Here is an 18,012-nt window from a genome sequence, read left to right on the forward strand (position 1 = left end):
CTATACTCCTAAATTCTTTGGTTATTTTTTTGTGGAATTCCATTATGGTAAAAGAGATATGTAGAAAGCCGCATGTATTGATTGTTGAAGCGCGTTTTTATGATGGGATTTCTGATGCGCTTCTTGCAGGTGCAGTGAGTGCTTTGCAAAAAGCTGAAGCAAGCTATGATATTGTAACAGTGCCAGGAGCATTAGAAATACCAGGTGCAATAGCTTTTGCCGAAAAAAAGAGTAATGTATTTTACGATGGTTATGTAGCGCTTGGGTGTGTTATTCGTGGTGAAACGTATCATTTTGAAATTGTTGCCAATGATTCTTGTCGCGCATTGATGGATTTAACTGTTCATCAACACTTGGCTATTGGAAATGGTATTTTGACTGTTGAAAATGAGAAACAAGCATGGGCGCGTGCAAAACAGGATGAAAAAAATAAGGGTGGTTTTGCTGCTAAAGCTGCTTTATGTATGATCGCTCTGAAAAAGAGATTTGGAGATGATCATTAAATATGGCTGATACAAAAGGCAAATATTCTTCGCGTGCAGCCAATAAACGTGGAGCAGCAAGACTTGCGGCAGTTCAAGCACTTTATCAAATGGATATAGTGGGTTCTGGTGTAATGGAAACAGCAGCTGAATATGAATCTTATCGTCTAGGAAAAAATATTGACGGATACCAGTATCTTGATGCTGATTTTCAATGGTTTTTGGCTATTATCACTGGTGTTGTAAAAGATCAGAAACAACTCGATCCTATGCTTCATCAACAGCTTTCTGCAGAGTGGTCGCTTTCACGTCTTGACTCTATACTGCGAGCAATTTTGCGTGCAGGTTTATGGGAGTTGATCAACCGCAAAGATGTGCCTATTGCTGTGATTATGAGTGAATACGTTGATATAGCAAAGGCGTTTTTTGCAGGTGATGAGCCAAAACTTGTCAATGCGGTTCTTGATAGTATGGCGAAAAAAATTCGCTCCTAAAAATAACAACCACATTTCCAACAATATCGGGACTGATAACATCAGTCCCGATAACATCGGAGTGTATGTAGACTGTTAGGATTTAGTTATGAGTTGGTAAATTCGCAGGGCCTTTAATAATCTGGATTAAGAAAGGTTGTTCTTTGGTTGCAGTTGGTGTTGTTTGGGCGATGAAGTCAAATATTTGTCCATCTTGTAAACCGTAGTTAGCTATTTTAGTAACCTGATCGTTTTTATTGAAGTAAATGGCCAAAACTTTGCGATCAACAATTTTTGTTTTCATAAATTGCATCCCACGATACCGAGTTTGTGAGATATAATAAAAGACCTCATTATCATATTTTGTTTTTAGTGAAGGGGTTCCTAAAGTTAAAATAACTTGCTCCTGACTTGATCCAATAGAAATAGAATCAAGAGCATTTTTATCGAGGATATAGCCTTCTTTATATATCTGACTTGAACCTGAGGAATCAAGAATACGACAACCCGCAATTACTACCATGCTTGCTATTAACAGACCAATCAATAATTTGCGTTTGATTAAGTTCACTCTGTGGGGCACCTTAAACAATGATATCTCCATTCTTTACTTAGACGTATGACAAGAAGGCAACCTCAAGTTTTTTCTCATTTTAGCTTAATCTGCCATAGCTTACATTGAGTTTCCCTGTTATAAAGCGAATTATGCCATACAGAATTTCTTTAGAAAAGAAAAAAATGAATGAAATGTACTTTGGCAAATGAAAGCACAATATATTATATCCCTTTCATATTCGGGAGTTGTCGATGAGTGTTCAAAATGTTTCTCAAATGACATTTGCTTTGGCTTATCCAGTCTCAGTACGTTCATTACCCGTTAAAGGTATAAGGGTCCATATTTGTGCAGATCAGCGAGAGTGTGCACATTTAGCTAAGAATCATGATTTAGTTGAGGTCAAATTTTGTGAGGGCGAATTCCATATTTTACCGTGGAAAAAGCGTGGAGTACGTGTAAAAGGTTTATTGCGGGCGCGTATAATGCAATTGTGTGTTATCACATTAGAACCACTAGAAAATAGGCTTCATGAAAATATTGAGATTGTTTTTGTTCCAGAAGACTCAAATTTGATGAAACCAAAAATATCGGAGGATACAGGTGAATTATTTTTAGATGCAGAAGGACTAGATACACCAGAAGTGTTTTATGGGGATAAAATTGATATTGGTGCCGTTATGGAAGAATTTTTTGAGTTATCCATTAACCGCTATCCGCGCAAAGAGGGGATAAATATAAGTATGGTTGAAAATTTAGAAGAAGCTGAGCAAAAGTTATCACCATTTTCTGTTTTGAAAAGTTTGAAGTGATTGTAAAAAAATAAAAAAATTATCTATTGTATACTATTACAAAAACGGTATTTTCCGCGAGGCTATTTTTGCACGATATGCTTCGCGGTTGTTCAGTAGCAAAAATTGCAACATGGGTTTAACAGCATCAATAAAAGATTGTGGGATATGCTAACGTGATTAGAATTTCTGTGGATGTAATGGGTGGTGATTATGGTCCGGAAGCAACTATTGCAGGAGCAGCAATTGTACAAAAAGTTTTGCCAAATATTTATTTTCTGTTTTATGGGATAGAGGAAGTTGTTAAACCGGTTTTAAAAAAATACCCTTGTTTGGCTTCTGTATCGCGTTTTTATCCCACAGAAAGTTATACGCGTATGGATGAAAAGCCAAGCCAAGCACTTCGCAATGGTCGCGGTAAATCGTCAATGTGGTATGCAATTGAAGCAGTAAAAAATGGTGAAGCTGATGTTTGCATTTCAGCTGGCAATACTGGCGCACTCATGGCAATGTCCTATTTTTGTTTAAAAATGATGGCAGAGGCTGAACGTCCTGGGATTGCGGGTATTTGGCCAACGCTTCGCAGTGAGAGTATTGTTTTGGATATCGGGGCAACGATTGGTGCTTCTGCTAGCCAATTAGTTGATTTAGCGGTTATGGGGGCGGGTATGTTTCGCGCACTCTATCATACTGAAAGACCAAGTGTTGGACTTTTAAATGTGGGTGTTGAAGAAGTTAAAGGCCTTTATGCAATCAAAAAGGCCGGAATGATATTGCGTGAAGTACAATTAGAAGGATTAGAATATAAGGGATTTGTTGAAGGCAATGATATTGGAAAGGGAACAGTAGATGTTGTTGTAACAGAAGGATTTTCTGGCAATATTGCTTTAAAAACCGCAGAGGGGACTGCACGGCAGATAGGGGAAATTTTAAACACTGCACTGCGCAGCTCTTTTTTATCATCCCTTGGTTATTTTTTATCGCGGGGTGCTTTTCGTACACTGAAACATAAAATGGATCCCGATAGAGTAAATGGTGGAGTGCTTCTAGGTTTGAACGGTGTTGTTATAAAAAGTCATGGTAGTGCGAATGCTCGCGGTTTTGCTTCCGCTATCCGTGTTGGTTATAAGATGGTTAATAATGGACTCTTGAAAAAAATAACTGCTGATTTACGGCGGTTTCATGAGAATAAAGAAACACTTTTTGATAAAGAAGATGAAGCCACGATGAATGAGGAAACCATATGATAAATGTTTGTAGTATAAGTGAGAAATCTCAGGAAAAGGTTAGGGCCTAATGATTCGATCAGTTGTGTGTGGTGTAGGAAGTGCCTTGCCAAAAAAAAGCTTATCGAATGATGAGATTGCGAAGTTTGTTGAAACATCAGATTCGTGGATTGTTCAGCGTACAGGGATACGCCAACGTTACGTTGCCAATGAAAATGAAACAACGGTTTCTTTAGGAGTCGAGGCTGCACAAGCAGCTCTTGTCAATGCTCGTTTAACAATAAAAGATATTGATTGTATTATTTTAGCAACTTCAACACCAAACCGTACTTTTCCTGCTTCTGCTGTCGAGATTCAGCATGCTTTAGGAATGAGCCATGGATTTGCTTTTGATATTCAAGCTGTTTGCTCTGGTTTTATTTTTGCTTTAACAACAGGAGATGCCTATTTACGCTGTGGAACAGCTAAAAGAATTTTGGTTATTGGATCTGATACATTCTCTCGAATTTTAGATTGGGAAGATCGTACAACATGTGTTTTATTTGGTGATGGTGCGGGCGCTGTTGTTTTAGAAGCACAGAAAATTAAGAGCGGCATTGATTTTGATTGTGGTATACTATCTACAAAATTGCGCTCTAACGGTGCGTATAGGGATAAGTTGTATGTTGATGGTGGTCCTTCAACTACGCAAACGACGGGGCGTTTACGTATGGAAGGACGAGAAGTTTTCAAATATGCAGTTGGTATGATAACGGATGTGGTTGATGATTGTTTTACAGCTGCAGGTATAGATTCTTCACAATTGGATTGGTTTGTGCCTCATCAAGCTAACAAACGTATTATTGAAGCATCAGCTAAAAAACTGGGAATTTCCATAGATAAAGTTGTGATTACTGTTGATCAACACGGTAATACGTCTGCTGCATCTGTGCCATTGGCTTTAGAAACGGCTGTTCATGATGGAAGAATTAAAAAAGGAGATCTCGTCATGTTAGAAGCTATGGGAGGTGGATTTACATGGGGAGCAATTCTTATTCGTTGGTAGATTATAGTCGCTTGACCATATTTGAATAAAACGTATAAATCATTTTGTAATTTTTAATATTTGAATAGGTGGTTATAATGACAAGTAAGACCGTAACGCGTGCAGACTTAGCGAGCGTAGTTTGTAGAAAAGTAGGCTTGTCACATACTGAATCAGCAGCTTTGGTTGAATTGGTTCTGGATGAAATTTGCAATTCACTTGTAAGAGGTGAAGCAGTTAAACTCTCTTCTTTTGCGACTTTTCAAGTTCGCAATAAAAGTGAACGTGTTGGACGTAATCCAAAAACCGGTGTTGAAGCGCCTATCCTGCCACGACGTGTCGTGACATTTAAGGCAGCAAACGTACTAAAACAAAGAGTTTTGGATTCGCATCGCGCAAGAAAAAGGTAATATCCTCTGAATAAACGCTGTTACAATGTCTGGTATTTGTTAAAAAAAATTGTATAAGATGAAATCTTGCATGCTGTTTTAAGCAAAAAGCTTTTCAGTTTGAAAGAAATAAAGTGTGGTCCTCTTTTTGACCAATCTTGTTGAGAGATTGAAATTTGATGAGTCGTTATAGAATCACTTGTAGTGTTTTAGATAAGGTGTTGCAAAATGGATAAGAGCTCCGATGCTTTTCGCACAATTAGCGAAGTAGCCGAGTTACTGGAGCTTCCGCAGCATGTATTAAGATTCTGGGAAACGCGTTTTAGGCAGATTAAACCAATGAAGCGTGGGGGTGGAAGGCGTTATTATCGCCCAGTTGATGTTGATTTGCTCAGTGGTATCAAGCAGCTACTGTATGATCAGGGTTATACAATAAAAGGTGTGCAGCGCCTTTTGAAAGAAAACGGTGTTGCTTTTGTTACTGCATTTGGTAATGGCGATCTTGATGCTATGAGTGTCGTAATAGAAAAGAAACATGCAGGACAAGTTTCTGAATCAGCTAGTAATAAACCTAAAAAATCTTCTTTTGGGCTTTTGAATTTTATGAGGAATGAGGGGGATGCATCTGTCGGTTCTGTTAGTGTTTACAAAGACAAAACTGATAAAGCATTGTTGCAAGAAACACTGTTTGAACTTATTGAATGTAAACGTGTGCTTGACAGAGCACGATAATGATGCCTCCTCCATTTTATAGTTCTATTTATCTTTTAGAACATCCTTAAGCATTTATTAAACGGCGCAAATCTGGAGGTGTTGCTTCGTTCAAAAGTTGCTTAATTGCCTCTTCTATAGACAAGAGAACTTGATCTGAGCTTCCTAAGCGACGCATATTCACGCTATTTGTTTCAGACTCACGTCTACCGCATACCAAAATTACGGGAACTTTTTGTAAAGAGTGCTCACGTATTTTATAGTTAATTTTTTCATTACGAAGATCAGATGTTGCGGAGAGTCCAATAGCTTTAAGCTTTGCCGTTATTTTTTTTGCATATTCATTTGCTTCGGATGTAATTGTTGCGACAATGACTTGTTCAGGCGCAAGCCAAAGTGGCATATGTCCAGCAAAATTTTCGATCAATATCCCAAGAAAGCGCTCCATTGATCCAAAAATGGCTCGATGAATCATGACTGGCAGTCGTTTTTCTGAATCTTTATCAATGTAGAATGCATCAAAACGTTCAGGAAGGTTAAAATCCACTTGTGTTGTTCCGCATTGCCATTCGCGACCAATAGCATCCTTCAATGTATATTCAAATTTAGGTCCATAAAATGCACCTTCACCTGGAAGGATACTTGTTTTGATTTGTCCAGCGGATTTTGTCTCAATAATTTTAAGAACAGATTCCATGATATTTTCCGCATGATCCCATAATGCATCAGATCCAACACGTTTTTCTGGACGTGTTGAAAGCTTAAGACTAATTTCTTTAAAACCAAAATCAGCATAAGTTGATAAGATCAGATCATTAATATTGAGGCATTCATCAGCCAACTGCTCATCTGTACAAAAAATATGCGCATCATCTTGTGTAAAGCTACGCACACGCATAAGTCCGTGTAAGGAACCTGACGGCTCATAGCGATGGACAAGACCAAATTCAGCCAGTCTCATAGGCAAATCCCGATAAGATTTTAAACCATGTTTAAAAATCTGCACATGACCGGGGCAATTCATTGGTTTAAGAGCATAAACACATTTATCATTCCAATCATCAGCTGCTGGAATTGCTTTGAACATATTCTCCTTATACCATCCCCAATGACCAGATAACTCCCAAAGTGATTTATCGAGAACTAGTGGCGCATTTACTTCAGCATATTGATGATCATCAAGGCGTCTACGCATGTAGCTGATTAAATTTTGGAACATTTTCCAACCTTTTTTGTGCCAAAAAATCATTCCTGGGCTTTCTTCTTGAAAATGAAATAAGTCCATTTCACGTCCCAAGCGGCGATGATCGCGTTTTTCAGCTTCTTCTAGCATGTGTAGATAAGCTTTTAAGTCATTTTCGTTAGCAAACGCTGTGCCATAAATTCTCGTTAGCATCGGATTATTAGAATCGCCTCGCCAATAAGCCCCTGCGACTTTCATTAGTTTGAAAGCATTTCCAATTTGTCCAGTAGATTGCATGTGTGGACCGCGGCAAAGATCAAACCAATCACCTTGATAATAGACTTTCAAATCTTGATCTTCGGGGATGCTATCGATGAGTTCGACTTTATAAAGCTCGTTTTTTTGAGAAAAGATTTCTTTTGCTTTTTTACGAGACCAAATTTCTTTTCTGAATGGTTTATTGCGTTGGATAATTTCACGCATTTTCTTTTCAATGATGGGGAGATCACTCAATGTAAAAGGCTGTTCACGGGCAAAGTCATAATAAAAACCATTTTCAATGACAGGGCCAATTGTAACTTGCGTTTCAGGAAAGAGCTCCTGTACTGCTTCAGCTAGGACATGTGCACAATCATGGCGTATAAGCTCCAGAGCACGGGGGTCTTCGCGGGTAATGATTTCTATCTGACCAGACCGCTCTAAGGGATCTGAGAGGTCTCTTGTAATGCCATTAAGGCTATAGGCTACTGCCTTTTTCGCAAGTGATTTAGAAATGGATTCAGCCAACTTTAAACCAGTTATTTCGTTGGGGTAATCACGTTTTGAACCATCAGGAAAAGAAAGAGAAACAGAGCAAGACATAGAACACCCCTTTAATCCAATTCCGCGAACGATTGCGGATGGTTTCGTAAAAGCTTAGTGATAATCAGTTAAGGCCAATAGACTAATTCTCTATCAATACACACAAAAAAAGAAAAGAACTATTTGTTATGTTTGGCAGAAATTTTCCAGTAGTGCCAAGGTTTATAAAAACAGTAAGAATCTCCAAGAGAGGTGGGTACGGGATCGAAGCCATGTGTTCCAAATGGACCACAACGGACGAGACGAAAAAGTCCCAACCACGCGCCAGCCCACAGTCCGTGACGTGCGATTGCTTCATAAGTATACTCTGAACAGGTTGGTGCATGACGACATTGATTTCCTATAAAACTAGAAAGCGTTAGTTGATAAAGACGTATCAATGAAAGACCAAACAATCGTCCAAGTGTTTTTCGCCAAGGGCCTGTATAATTACGTGTTTGTCTCTTTTTTTGTTGAAGGTGTGGTATAAGCATTTATTTTTCTTCAATTTGTTCAATACAATCTACAACGGCATCGAAGATGAGCATTGTTGATGTGTGACGTGCTTTATAGTCTTTAATGGGCTGCAAGCAAGAAAATGCTTCGAATGGAGCTTGAGGAGGGCGGCCATCTTCTGTCAGCATTTGGTAGATAATTGCACGTAATACTTTAAGATTTTGTGTTGTTTGGCCGATAATATGATGTGCTAAAAGTGAAGCAGCAGCTTGTCCTAGCACACATGCGTGCACTTCATGAGCAAAATCTGTAACGATATGATTTTCTATTTTTAGATCTACAGTGACTGTTGAGCCGCAAAGGCGTGAATGTTTTTTTGATGTTGCGTCCGGATTGTTAAGACGACCAATCTTGCTTATATGCGCAGCATATTCAAGTATTTTTTCACTATAGACATTCTCAATCATGAGCTATTACCTGAAATTTCGAGAGCTGTGATTGTTTAAGCTTTTAATTGGATTATATAGAGATTATACAGGATGAAATAGATAGGTAGCAAACGCTTTGTATATAGTAAACTTGGAGTTTTTAAATGCACAATGTTAAAGGAGGTACTAAAAACCCATTTTTATCTGGGAACAAGTGTCCTAATTCTGAAGACGTAGAAGCAGCGATTCGGACATTACTGTTATGGATGGGGGAAAATCCGAATCGAGAAGGGCTTTTAGAGACTCCTAAGCGTGTGGTTAAGGCATATCGCGATCTTTTTACAGGCTATACAGAATCGGTTGAAGAGATCTTGGGCACAGTTTTTGAAGAGGTTTCAGGATACAGTGAAGCGGTAATAGTGAAGGATCTCTCTTTTTATTCACATTGTGAACATCATATGATTCCGATTGTTGGTAAAGCGCATATCGCTTATCTTCCCGATACAAAGGTTGTCGGTCTTTCAAAAATTGCACGTGTTGTAGATGTTTTTTCTCGTCGTTTACAGACACAAGAGGCGCTGACAGCTCAAATAGCCGATGCATTGGAAACACATCTAAAACCTCGCGGTGTTGCAGTGTTGATTGAGGCTGAACATATGTGCATGGCTATGAGAGGAGTGCAAAAGCAGGGAGCTACAACGATTACGACAAATTTTCATGGCTCTTATGAAAAGGATAAAGTTGCACAGACTAATTTTATGATGATGTGTAGGTAATAATAAAATCCATGTGCTAGTAATTTTTATTACGTTATCAATCTCTGAATAAAATAAATCATTGGAAAGTGAAAATGGGCTTGTACCTTGCTGTGTGATTTGTTAAATCCGAAAAGACGATATATTTAGCTTCACCACGTGCGGTCGTGGCGGAATTGGTAGACGCGCAGCGTTGAGGTCGCTGTGGGGCAAACCCGTGGAAGTTCGAGTCTTCTCGACCGCACCATTTAAAAGCTCTCTGTAGCGGGTGTAGTTCTGGATAATAGGGGATAGAGTGCGTATTCTAGCAAATTTTTCTTTGTATATTATTTGTAGTGCATTTCTAAGTTCTAACTTCAAGCCCCTAGAGTTTTTATCCTTTCGTATTCGTAGATGTAAAATGTTAACTCTATTATAATAAGATGGAATGATGTTGCTGGTGAGAAGTACAGTATTTTTAAAGTATTTAGTACTCTTTTTTTGTGTTGTTTTGCTAGAAGCATGCAGTGGATCGCGTGCTGTTCTTTGGCATGGGGTCCATGCAACTCCGTCTATGATTGCAGTACAAAGGGAAGTTGAAGGCAAGCAGATTCCTCCGAAGTCCATTGTTCCAGTGTATGTTGCAACAAGTCGTATGGTGCAGAAAAACTATTCTCAGCCTTATGGGACAGAGCGATCAAATAAAGTACATTATAATCGTGTTGACGTGGGAATTCCTCAACAACATATAAAAGGAATTGTTGAGACAAACGCATATAAACCCACTCATGATAAATATTTTGCGGCAGTGAAGTTGCAAAAATACGATAACAAAGAACAGTTTAAGCAGGAATTAAATGCTGCTTTAGAGAAAAAGCCAAAAGGAAAGAGAGAAATTTTTCTTTTTGTTCATGGTTATAATAACAATTTTGCGGATGGCACATTTCGTACGGCTCAGTTTGCCTATGATTATTCTTTAGATGTTGTTGCTGTACACTATTCATGGCCTTCTGCAGGCTCAGTTCCTCTTTATATTTATGATCGTGATAGCGCTAATTTTGCACGTGATGGATTGATGGAGCTTTTGGTACTCCTTAGTGAAACCAATGCTAATCAAATTTCAGTTATTGCACATTCTATGGGTAATTTTGTTATGATGGAGACATTTAGAACTTTAGCATTAAAAGGAAAATATAAGCCTATTCGCCGCATTACAAGTTTATTGATGGCAGCGCCAGACATTGATGTCGATGTATTTGAGCGCCAACTTAATGATATTAAAAAATTGCCTCAGCCAACAGCTATTTTAGTCTCTCGTAAGGATAAAGCTCTTGCTGTTTCAGGGCGTCTTACAGGTGGACATCATCGTGTGGGAGATGGTTCAGATATTGAAATGTTGCGTAAAAATGGAATAGCTGTCCTTGATTTCTCTGATGTTGATGGTGGAGCACACAATGTATTTGCCTCTTCGCCAACATTAATGGCTCTTGCTCGAGAAGGTTCTTTAGCTTCAACAATGATGCAGGGTACAGAATTATCACCCAGTCAGGCGCTTCTTGCTGATAGTAGTAGTGTTTTAGAGAAGACAACACACCTTATTCTTTATACACCTGCACGTCTTTTATCTCCAATAACTCAACATAAGTAGTAAGAGAGTAGGACTATATTCTTCTAATATAAATAGATTAGGAACCATATTTTTTAGCACTTTCTTTAGAATGGCTTTGTAAAGTCAAAAATGAATAGTGGAATGAGTGTAAAACTAGTGTCGTTAAGTGAATTTATTATGGCTGCACAAAAATGCTATACCAATACGCATACGTTAGTTGATTATTTATCTCATTCCGCAATTAAGTTGTTAGATATTCATGCTATGCTTTTGAAAGTGAAAGAAGAAAATATGGGGGGAGAATCAAATTTATTACATCAGATTGATTCCACAAAAAAACAGTTGGATGAGATAAGCCATGCTCTTATTTTAGAATACCGCAAACGTCAAGAAAATGAGCGCTTTTTAAAACAAATTTTGGTATCAATTTCCGATCAGCTTTTCTCACTTAATAATGGTTTCAAAGAAACAGGACGTCTTTTCTTTCAAGAGATTAGAATACTTCAATCTCAGATGCAGTGTTTTTACGAAGGTAGGGAGAAGCAACATTTGTTGGAGAGCCAGGAATCTTTTTATTCTCCTTCAAAAATTGATGAAATTATTAAACAGTTACAAAAAGCACGAGAAAAGCTTATTACTGAAAGCCCGCACCTTTTTGAAAAAGAATGCTAAAATTTTTAAAAAAGATTTTTTAAACCAAAAACGTTGGTAAAAATATTTACAGATTCAGAGAAAAACGCGGTCATAGGATGTCAATGCATTGATTTATAATCATGATTTACCTTCCGTATATTGAATTAAATCTTCCTCTAATATCGTAAGATTCTCTCATTTCAAATCTTCTTATATTAAATCAAAAAAATCATTTCCTTACACGTCACAAAAAGAATTGGTTAAGAAAGGAGTAAATATGCCTCTCATATGAAGCGTTAATGTAGTTTGACATAAGATTTTGTACTGAGTGGGAAGAGGTGGGATTAGGAAGGAATATGTGATAATTTTTTGTTTTTATAACTATTTTTTGCCATTAAATACGTTGTTTGTAAAAGTAGATTTTGACATCTAAAAATCAAAAAAAGAGCCTAAAATGGCAAAAATTGGAATTTTGTGGCAAAGGCGGCAATGGTGGCGGTGCTACAATTCTTGAAGGAATTATTAGTTTAGGTTGTGGTAGCGGATATTTCCGTGGAAAGGATGGCAGCAAAATTAGTGGCAATGGAGCAGTATTGTTGAGATTTTTTCTATAGGAGCTTACTTTATGGAATATTCAGTTGTTGGAAATGGTTTGCTAACCAACATTATCGCAGCCTAAGAAGATTATGTTTATATCTTTGATGGTGAACAAGTGAAGCACAAATTGGCTGGGCTTATAAGGACGGGTGTTCTCTCCTCCTGTGTGTGGGGGGGGGAACACAAAACGACTCTCATTCACTGAAATGGCAGAACCAGACATATCCGTAGAGCTTATAAAAGAACCACAAGAGAAAGATGATCAAGCCTAGTTGTTAAGGATCTTGAAAGAGTCAGAGTCTTATGTCCTTATAAAAAATATAAGATGGCATGTTCTGAACCGACAGGTGTTGTATCATGAGCATGTTTATGGATATTCAAATTATGATTGGTATGGTTTTGGAGTAAATGCCGTATTATCAATACGTGAACACGTAATAACAAATTTTTCTAATCATAATGCTCATATTACAGCCGTTAATAGCGAAAAAATGCAAGCAAATATTAGTAAACACTTTCCAATTCTAGATGATATAAAGCCAATCAGCCTACGACCACCTTATCATGGTTTAGTGAGAAAATCTTTTAATAAAAACGGATTTTGTGCCGAGCAGTATTTTTGATAAACTAAATGGTTTTTTATCGAATAATCTTATAGTGGAAGATGATATTGCTGTCTTCAGGCTAAAATAACATGATCAATATTTACTTAAAAATCATTTCTACCCGTCGTCAAGAATAGCGAAATTTACAGCATTTTTGACAAAAATAGGCACGGTTCCCTATTTACTCGTATTGACTTTATCAATTCTTATAAAAAATAGTTATAAAATAATAAATATGATACTGCATTATATAAATTTTAAGAACACTATCAAACTAGTGTGAAAAATAAGATATTTATTGTTCTAATATGGAATATTATTGATATAATAGTTTTTATATTATTTATTTTTTTTAAATAAAATAATGAATAAAAATTACATATTTCTTGATATTATTTCTAAATAATTTCCAATTATGAATATTTATTTAAAATTTTTCTATTAACTTATTAAGTGATTTATTAGAATATATGATTCCTTTAAAGTTCATATCAGAAATTTTATTAAATGTAGTGTAACTTTAATTGTAAAAAAGTTTAATATCTGATGGTTGATATGAATTTATTTTTAAAAAAGAGTCCATTATCTCTTTTTCTCTCTCTATTTATTTCTAAAGTTGGTGATTCTGCTTATGAAATTATTTTTATTTTACTTGTCTTAGAATTAACAGATAACTACTTTTTTACAGGTCTTGTGTATTTTTTTCGATTTATCCCTTTTCTCTTTTGGGGCCCTATAGGAGGTTGGTTAGCTGATAATTTTTCTTTGAAAAAAATATGATCTTAAGTGAATTTGTTAGATTATTAGCCTCACTAGTTGTTTTTATAACCTATATAACAGGTACTGCACATATTATTGTTCTTATTTTTGCAGCAATATGTACGACGATAGGAAGAAGTATTTTTCAACCAAGTTTTCAAGCTGCTATTCCGAGAATGTTTTCAATAAAGAATCTTACAAAAGCAAATAGCATTGCACAAATTATAGAGGAAACTGCATCCGTCATTGGCCCTTTAATTTGTTCGGTATTGCTTTTTTTAGCAAATAAATCGGTGGTCCTCATTTTTGATTTTTTTACCTATTTTATATCTATTGTATTGTTATTTAATCTCATGAATTTAAATTCAAGTGAGAATAAACCATTCAATTTTATAAAAATTTATCGAGAAACAGCTTCCTATCTTAAATATATTTCTACAGAAAATAATAATTTACTTATTACGATCGTTGGATCGTCGTTTGCTATTCTCTTTACTGGTGCAATTTTAAGATTTTTAATTCCAGTTTTTGTTTTTTCCGTGGGTGGAGAGGAAAGCTTTGTTAGTTATATTTTTTCTCTCATTGCTTTTGGAACTATTGTAGGTGGTTTGTTATATAGTAAAATTATATTAAATATTACATCGTTGAAGCTCATGGTATTTTGGCTTCTGTATGGGGTTATTCTGTTTGTTATGCCCTTAACTGCAGTGTTTTGTTTAAAACTAATTCTAGTGTTAGCATTTGTTTTAGGATTTATTGGTGCATTTGTGGATATTAGTTTAGTCTCAGCTATTCAATTATACTCTTGTCGTGAAGATTTTGGTAAGAGTTTTGGAACCTTTTCAACTTTAGCTAACTCTGCTGAAGCAGTGTCTGGCTTTATTGCTGGACTTTTTGCAGTTGTGGGATTAGTGAGCTCTTTTTTAACTATGTCTGCATTAATTATTTCCACTGGAATTGTTGGAGTTATAAAAATTAAGAAAAATAAAGATATAACCCCCCTTAATACTACAGTAGATGACGATCATTGATATATTTGATATCTACATGCCGTTTTTTTCTAAGACGGTTAGTTAATTATATTTGCAACAAAAGTATTTGTATTCCTAACTGATTTTTGATAATTTTACGTAGAGTGATGTTAATTTGCCAGATTTTACAACAGTTGCTTTGTATCTAAAAGTAACGAAGTAATGGGAACTTTTGTCTACATCAGATAAAGCATTGATTTATAAAGATAAATCTTCATTTTGTAACTTGAATGAAATTCCCAAATATCGTATGATTTCCTTATTTCAAACTTGCTTATGATGAATCATCAAAACCATCCCCTTGCACATCACGAGCGGAGCTAATGTGTGGGTAAAAACTATAAAAAAAGGAGTAGAAGTACCTCTTATGTAGTTTGACACTAGGTTTTGTACTAAGTGGGAAAAGGTGGGATTAGTAGGAATAATGATTTTAGCAGCATGTATAGGAATTGTATTTGTAGCTAGGCGTTTCGAGAGCAGTGTTTGTGATTTTTGGCTTAAGAAATATCAGATGATACTTACAGAGGCTTTAGTTTTTTATATCAAGAAATATTTTGAAGCATAACAAGCAGGAAGTGCATTGATGTGGTTTAAAAGATGGTTAAGAAACAAAGCAACAAAGCTAAAGATCTCACGGAAAAAGAACTCAAGTGTTTTTATCTTCTATAGAGGTTGACAGAAAATCTTTTCTGGTAGAAATGGAAGAAAATATTATTGAACTCGTTTTATTAGAACTTTAAATGGTTTTCACGACAGGCTTTAGAAGAATTTAAACAATTATTAGTAATAATTAATATTAGAAATAATTAACGAAGCAAAAAGAGAGGAAAATGCTACTGTTGTAGAGAAATGTTAAAATCCTATTCTAAAACTTTTATCTACGCATCCTGAACCTTAAAAAAGATATATATAATCAATAGGTTATTTGTTGGTAAGAATTGAATGGTGTACTTTATAGGGAAACATGAAAGGGAAGTATTGGGAAAAAGAGAATTTAACACGAAGAGTTATGCAGTGCTGGTTGCTTTAGGGGAGATCTCTACATTTTGTTTCGCTCTAAGACACTGGAGTGCTATGATTCAAGCACTTCACCTTGTTAAAGGGAATGGAAATGCACAAGTTATTTTTAATAAATTATGTTCAGCTGTATGAAGAAAAAGGGTGAGGACGCAAAATTGTATTTTGGTTCTTCTTTTCCACTCAAAAAAAACATCGCAGAATGATACTGAATACCTTTATAAAGAATGCACCCTTATCGAAGGATTCTTTAATAAATACAATCATTTCCGATATGGCTTCTAGCGGTTAGATGCAGAGCTTCTTCTTTTATGGGATTGCTGGTCTACGCTTTAATGTCTCTTTAGATTAGGGATGAGCTATACAGAATTTAAATTTATAAAGGTGTAAAAAAGAATGCTGTATGATTTGGTTTTGCTATAGTCCCTATTGAGGATACTTTAACCTTTTTAATAACTGCGTTTATTCAGGATTATTGTGTTGCTTAAAAAGATGTCCACGTTCCGCCCATAAGACGAGGAGTATGGCAATGAGACTAAGAAAGAAAAATCCTGCCGAATTAGGAATGGTTGTTTCATTAAATTGTTGAGCAATAAAAAAACTAAGACCTGTGCCAATAGATGTTTGCAGAAAACCGGATATAGACGACGCCGTTCCAGCTATTTCTCCTACAGGTTCAAGAGCGAGTGTATTGAAATTTGCCATAATACCACCGCAGGCAAACATCAATATACAGAATAACAGCATGTAAAAAGCAAAAGGAAGAATACCATCTGTTAAGATAGAGCCAACAAACCATACACATGAAGTGATACAAAAAAGTAAAAGCATAGCGTGAGCGATACGCCGCATTCCAAGGCGTCCAACGAGTTGAGAGTTAAAGAAAGATGATAGAGCTTGAAATGCAGCACCAACTGCAAAAGCAATAGGGAACCAAAGTCCTAGATTATAGATCCCTTCATACGTTTGTTGTGATGTATTAACGGCAGTAAAGATACAGCCTAAAATAATGGAAGTTGCTAGTGTATAGCAAAGTGTTGTGCGATTTGTTATCACAATCCATAAATTATGTTTGACCGAAGAAAAGGAAAGAGAGCGTTGCGCATAAAGAGTTTCTGGCAAGCGCAGTTGAATCCAAATCATCAGTCCTAAACCAATAATTGCCATGAATATGAAAATAAATTGCCAGTTTCCAAACAGTAAAATGATCTGTCCTGTGGCTGGTCCAATCATTGGTGCAATAAGGAAAACCATCATCACGATAGACATCACTTCTGCCATTTTCCGACCACTATAGAGATCACGTACAATGGAAACTGTGAGCACGCGCATAGCAGCTCCTCCCATACCTTGTAAGGCACGCAAAATAAGCAAGAGAGAAAAATTGGATACAAAGGCAGAACCAATCGCTGCAAATGAATACAAAGCAAGACCAATAAGAATAATCTTACGGCGCCCATAACGATCACTTATGGGACCAAAAAATATCTGTGTGACGCCATAGCTGATAAGATAACTAGAAATGATATAATGCTGATCGTTTTCATTGATAACATTTAAACTGTTTAAAATGTTGGGCATAGCTGGCAACATAATATCAACAGCTATAGAATTGATGGCCATGAGTGAAGCAATAAGGATAACAAATTCTTTATAGCCAATTTTTTCTCTAATCGCATCACTATGCTTTTGTTCGTCGACTGAATATGACATATGCATCCTTTTAATAAAAGTTTCGACTGAACACGGTTCTATAAGAAGCAAATAAAATGAGAGATATCTATGATTTATTGCAAGGAATGTCTTTTTCCTTTAGCAGTTCTTGCAATTCATTATTTTGAAACATTTCTTTAACAATATCACAGCCGCCAACAAATTCACCTTTGATATAGAGTTGCGGAATTGTTGGCCAATTTGAGTAGTCTTTTATCCCTTGACGCAATTCGTTAGAAGTTAAAATATTAATTCCTTTATAATTTAACCCTAAATAGTCAAGGATTTGAACGACCTGCCCAGAAAATCCACATTGTGGAGCGTCAGGCGTTCCTTTCATGAATAAAATGACGTCATTTGTTTTAATTTCGTTGTCAATAAAATCATGAACAGTAGTCATCTCTATTCCTCAATAGTGTAAATTCTTGGAAGTGTGCATCCACGCTCATATTATTTTCTAATAGTATTGAGTGAATGAATGCAAGAAGAAATTTTTAAATTATTTAGGAGTACTCGTTTGCAGTGCTAAGGCGTGCAGGTCATTTCCCATATTGCCTTTAAGAGCATCATAAACCATTTTGTGTTGCTGAACACGGCTTTTACCGCGAAAGCTTTCGGAAATAACTTCAGCAGCGTAGTGTTCGCCATCTCCAGCAAGATCACGGACTATCACAGTTGCATCAGGAATACCTTCATGAATAAGTGCTTCAATTGCACTGGCACTCATTGCCATGATTATTCTCCTCTGTTTGTTAATT

The 18,012-nt window shown here is 36.2% G+C and carries 18 protein-coding genes, 1 tRNA gene and 1 pseudogene; 13 read left to right on the forward strand and 7 right to left on the reverse strand.

The window, feature by feature from the left end; all coding sequences use genetic code 11:
- Window positions 1–44: 44 nt before the first annotated feature.
- Window positions 45–503 carry a 6,7-dimethyl-8-ribityllumazine synthase gene (locus ACKC4Y_RS03030; RefSeq protein ID WP_409361912.1) on the forward strand — a complete coding sequence of 153 codons (459 nt, stop codon included), beginning with the start codon at window positions 45–47 and terminating at the stop codon, window positions 501–503.
- 2 nt (window positions 504–505) lie between these two features.
- Window positions 506–976: a transcription antitermination factor NusB gene (nusB, locus tag ACKC4Y_RS03035; protein WP_409361913.1), complete on the forward strand. Its 471-nt coding sequence runs from the start codon at window positions 506–508 to the stop codon at window positions 974–976.
- 82 nt (window positions 977–1,058) lie between these two features.
- Here nusB and ACKC4Y_RS03040 read toward each other — a convergent pair whose 3' ends face one another.
- The gene (locus ACKC4Y_RS03040; RefSeq protein WP_409362135.1) at window positions 1,059–1,538 is read right to left on the reverse strand and encodes an outer membrane protein assembly factor BamE; all 480 of its coding nucleotides are present in this window, start codon (window positions 1,536–1,538) and stop codon (window positions 1,059–1,061) included.
- 224 nt (window positions 1,539–1,762) lie between these two features.
- Here ACKC4Y_RS03040 and ACKC4Y_RS03045 point away from each other — a divergent pair, with 224 nt between their 5' ends.
- The 5 genes from ACKC4Y_RS03045 (at window position 1,763) to ACKC4Y_RS03065 (ending at window position 5,670) form a co-directional block, all read left to right on the forward strand.
- Complete coding sequence (locus tag ACKC4Y_RS03045) at window positions 1,763–2,320, forward strand: YceD family protein (RefSeq protein WP_409361914.1); 558 nt, start codon at window positions 1,763–1,765, stop codon at window positions 2,318–2,320.
- Window positions 2,321–2,475: 155 nt separating this feature from the next.
- Window positions 2,476–3,546: a phosphate acyltransferase PlsX gene (gene plsX / locus ACKC4Y_RS03050; RefSeq protein WP_409361915.1), complete on the forward strand. Its 1,071-nt coding sequence runs from the start codon at window positions 2,476–2,478 to the stop codon at window positions 3,544–3,546.
- 49 nt (window positions 3,547–3,595) lie between these two features.
- On the forward strand, window positions 3,596–4,570 hold the full coding sequence (locus ACKC4Y_RS03055; protein WP_409361916.1) for a beta-ketoacyl-ACP synthase III: 975 nt from the start codon (window positions 3,596–3,598) through the stop codon (window positions 4,568–4,570).
- 77 nt (window positions 4,571–4,647) lie between these two features.
- Window positions 4,648–4,959 (forward strand): integration host factor subunit alpha, encoded by a 312-nt coding sequence (locus ACKC4Y_RS03060; protein ID WP_409361917.1) that lies wholly within the window; start codon window positions 4,648–4,650, stop codon window positions 4,957–4,959.
- A gap of 207 nt (window positions 4,960–5,166) precedes the next feature.
- Window positions 5,167–5,670: a MerR family transcriptional regulator gene (locus ACKC4Y_RS03065; RefSeq protein ID WP_409361918.1), complete on the forward strand. Its 504-nt coding sequence runs from the start codon at window positions 5,167–5,169 to the stop codon at window positions 5,668–5,670.
- A 46-nt stretch (window positions 5,671–5,716) separates the two neighbouring features.
- On the opposite strand, the gene thrS is transcribed toward ACKC4Y_RS03065, so the two are convergent.
- The 3 genes from thrS to ACKC4Y_RS03080 all read right to left on the reverse strand — a co-directional run bounded on the left by thrS (window position 5,717) and on the right by ACKC4Y_RS03080 (window position 8,595).
- Window positions 5,717–7,693 (reverse strand): threonine--tRNA ligase, encoded by a 1,977-nt coding sequence (thrS, locus tag ACKC4Y_RS03070; protein ID WP_409361919.1) that lies wholly within the window; start codon window positions 7,691–7,693, stop codon window positions 5,717–5,719.
- Between the two features lie 119 nt (window positions 7,694–7,812).
- Window positions 7,813–8,166 (reverse strand): membrane protein insertion efficiency factor YidD, encoded by a 354-nt coding sequence (gene yidD, locus ACKC4Y_RS03075; protein ID WP_409361920.1) that lies wholly within the window; start codon window positions 8,164–8,166, stop codon window positions 7,813–7,815.
- A complete protein-coding gene (locus tag ACKC4Y_RS03080) occupies window positions 8,167–8,595 on the reverse strand; it encodes an iron-sulfur cluster assembly scaffold protein (RefSeq protein WP_409361921.1) in 429 nt (142 codons plus the stop codon).
- Between the two features lie 125 nt (window positions 8,596–8,720).
- On the opposite strand from ACKC4Y_RS03080, the gene folE reads away from it, so the two are divergent.
- The 6 genes and pseudogenes from folE to ACKC4Y_RS03110 all read left to right on the forward strand — a co-directional run bounded on the left by folE (window position 8,721) and on the right by ACKC4Y_RS03110 (window position 14,524).
- Complete coding sequence (folE, locus tag ACKC4Y_RS03085) at window positions 8,721–9,332, forward strand: GTP cyclohydrolase I FolE (RefSeq protein ID WP_409361922.1); 612 nt, start codon at window positions 8,721–8,723, stop codon at window positions 9,330–9,332.
- A gap of 140 nt (window positions 9,333–9,472) precedes the next feature.
- Window positions 9,473–9,558: transfer RNA gene (locus tag ACKC4Y_RS03090), tRNA-Leu, on the forward strand.
- A gap of 192 nt (window positions 9,559–9,750) precedes the next feature.
- A complete protein-coding gene (locus ACKC4Y_RS03095) occupies window positions 9,751–10,938 on the forward strand; it encodes an alpha/beta hydrolase (protein ID WP_409361923.1) in 1,188 nt (395 codons plus the stop codon).
- Between the two features lie 138 nt (window positions 10,939–11,076).
- Window positions 11,077–11,571, forward strand: coding sequence for a hypothetical protein (locus ACKC4Y_RS03100; protein ID WP_409361924.1), 495 nt, complete (start codon window positions 11,077–11,079; stop codon window positions 11,569–11,571).
- A 425-nt stretch (window positions 11,572–11,996) separates the two neighbouring features.
- Window positions 11,997–12,146: a hypothetical protein gene (locus ACKC4Y_RS03105; protein ID WP_409361925.1), complete on the forward strand. Its 150-nt coding sequence runs from the start codon at window positions 11,997–11,999 to the stop codon at window positions 12,144–12,146.
- A gap of 1,143 nt (window positions 12,147–13,289) precedes the next feature.
- Window positions 13,290–14,524, forward strand: a pseudogene (locus ACKC4Y_RS03110) (MFS transporter).
- Window positions 14,525–16,003: 1,479 nt separating this feature from the next.
- Here the strand turns inward: ACKC4Y_RS03110 and ACKC4Y_RS03115 are convergent.
- The 3 genes from ACKC4Y_RS03115 to ACKC4Y_RS03125 all read right to left on the reverse strand — a co-directional run bounded on the left by ACKC4Y_RS03115 (window position 16,004) and on the right by ACKC4Y_RS03125 (window position 17,987).
- Window positions 16,004–17,254, reverse strand: coding sequence for a multidrug effflux MFS transporter (locus tag ACKC4Y_RS03115; RefSeq protein WP_409361926.1), 1,251 nt, complete (start codon window positions 17,252–17,254; stop codon window positions 16,004–16,006).
- 67 nt (window positions 17,255–17,321) lie between these two features.
- On the reverse strand, window positions 17,322–17,654 hold the full coding sequence (grxD, locus tag ACKC4Y_RS03120) for a Grx4 family monothiol glutaredoxin (RefSeq protein ID WP_409361927.1): 333 nt from the start codon (window positions 17,652–17,654) through the stop codon (window positions 17,322–17,324).
- A gap of 99 nt (window positions 17,655–17,753) precedes the next feature.
- On the reverse strand, window positions 17,754–17,987 hold the full coding sequence (locus ACKC4Y_RS03125; RefSeq protein ID WP_409361928.1) for a BolA/IbaG family iron-sulfur metabolism protein: 234 nt from the start codon (window positions 17,985–17,987) through the stop codon (window positions 17,754–17,756).
- Between the last annotated feature and the right edge of the window lie 25 nt (window positions 17,988–18,012).

The sequence above is a fragment of the Bartonella heixiaziensis genome (assembly GCF_046245125.2).
Classification (GTDB): Bacteria; Pseudomonadota; Alphaproteobacteria; order Rhizobiales; family Rhizobiaceae; genus Bartonella; species Bartonella heixiaziensis.

Coding starts and splice junctions, on each gene's coding strand:
- ACKC4Y_RS03030 (WP_409361912.1), top strand. CDS start 45: ATGGTAAAAGAGATATGTAGAAAGCCGCATGTATTGATTGTTGAAGCG.
- nusB (WP_409361913.1), top strand. CDS start 506: ATGGCTGATACAAAAGGCAAATATTCTTCGCGTGCAGCCAATAAACGT.
- ACKC4Y_RS03045 (WP_409361914.1), top strand. CDS start 1,763: ATGAGTGTTCAAAATGTTTCTCAAATGACATTTGCTTTGGCTTATCCA.
- ACKC4Y_RS03055 (WP_409361916.1), top strand. CDS start 3,596: ATGATTCGATCAGTTGTGTGTGGTGTAGGAAGTGCCTTGCCAAAAAAA.
- ACKC4Y_RS03060 (WP_409361917.1), top strand. CDS start 4,648: ATGACAAGTAAGACCGTAACGCGTGCAGACTTAGCGAGCGTAGTTTGT.
- ACKC4Y_RS03065 (WP_409361918.1), top strand. CDS start 5,167: ATGGATAAGAGCTCCGATGCTTTTCGCACAATTAGCGAAGTAGCCGAG.
- thrS (WP_409361919.1), bottom strand. CDS start 7,693: ATGTCTTGCTCTGTTTCTCTTTCTTTTCCTGATGGTTCAAAACGTGAT.
- yidD (WP_409361920.1), bottom strand. CDS start 8,166: ATGCTTATACCACACCTTCAACAAAAAAAGAGACAAACACGTAATTAT.
- ACKC4Y_RS03080 (WP_409361921.1), bottom strand. CDS start 8,595: ATGATTGAGAATGTCTATAGTGAAAAAATACTTGAATATGCTGCGCAT.
- folE (WP_409361922.1), top strand. CDS start 8,721: ATGCACAATGTTAAAGGAGGTACTAAAAACCCATTTTTATCTGGGAAC.
- ACKC4Y_RS03100 (WP_409361924.1), top strand. CDS start 11,077: ATGGCTGCACAAAAATGCTATACCAATACGCATACGTTAGTTGATTAT.
- ACKC4Y_RS03115 (WP_409361926.1), bottom strand. CDS start 17,254: ATGTCATATTCAGTCGACGAACAAAAGCATAGTGATGCGATTAGAGAA.
- grxD (WP_409361927.1), bottom strand. CDS start 17,654: ATGACTACTGTTCATGATTTTATTGACAACGAAATTAAAACAAATGAC.
- ACKC4Y_RS03125 (WP_409361928.1), bottom strand. CDS start 17,987: ATGGCAATGAGTGCCAGTGCAATTGAAGCACTTATTCATGAAGGTATT.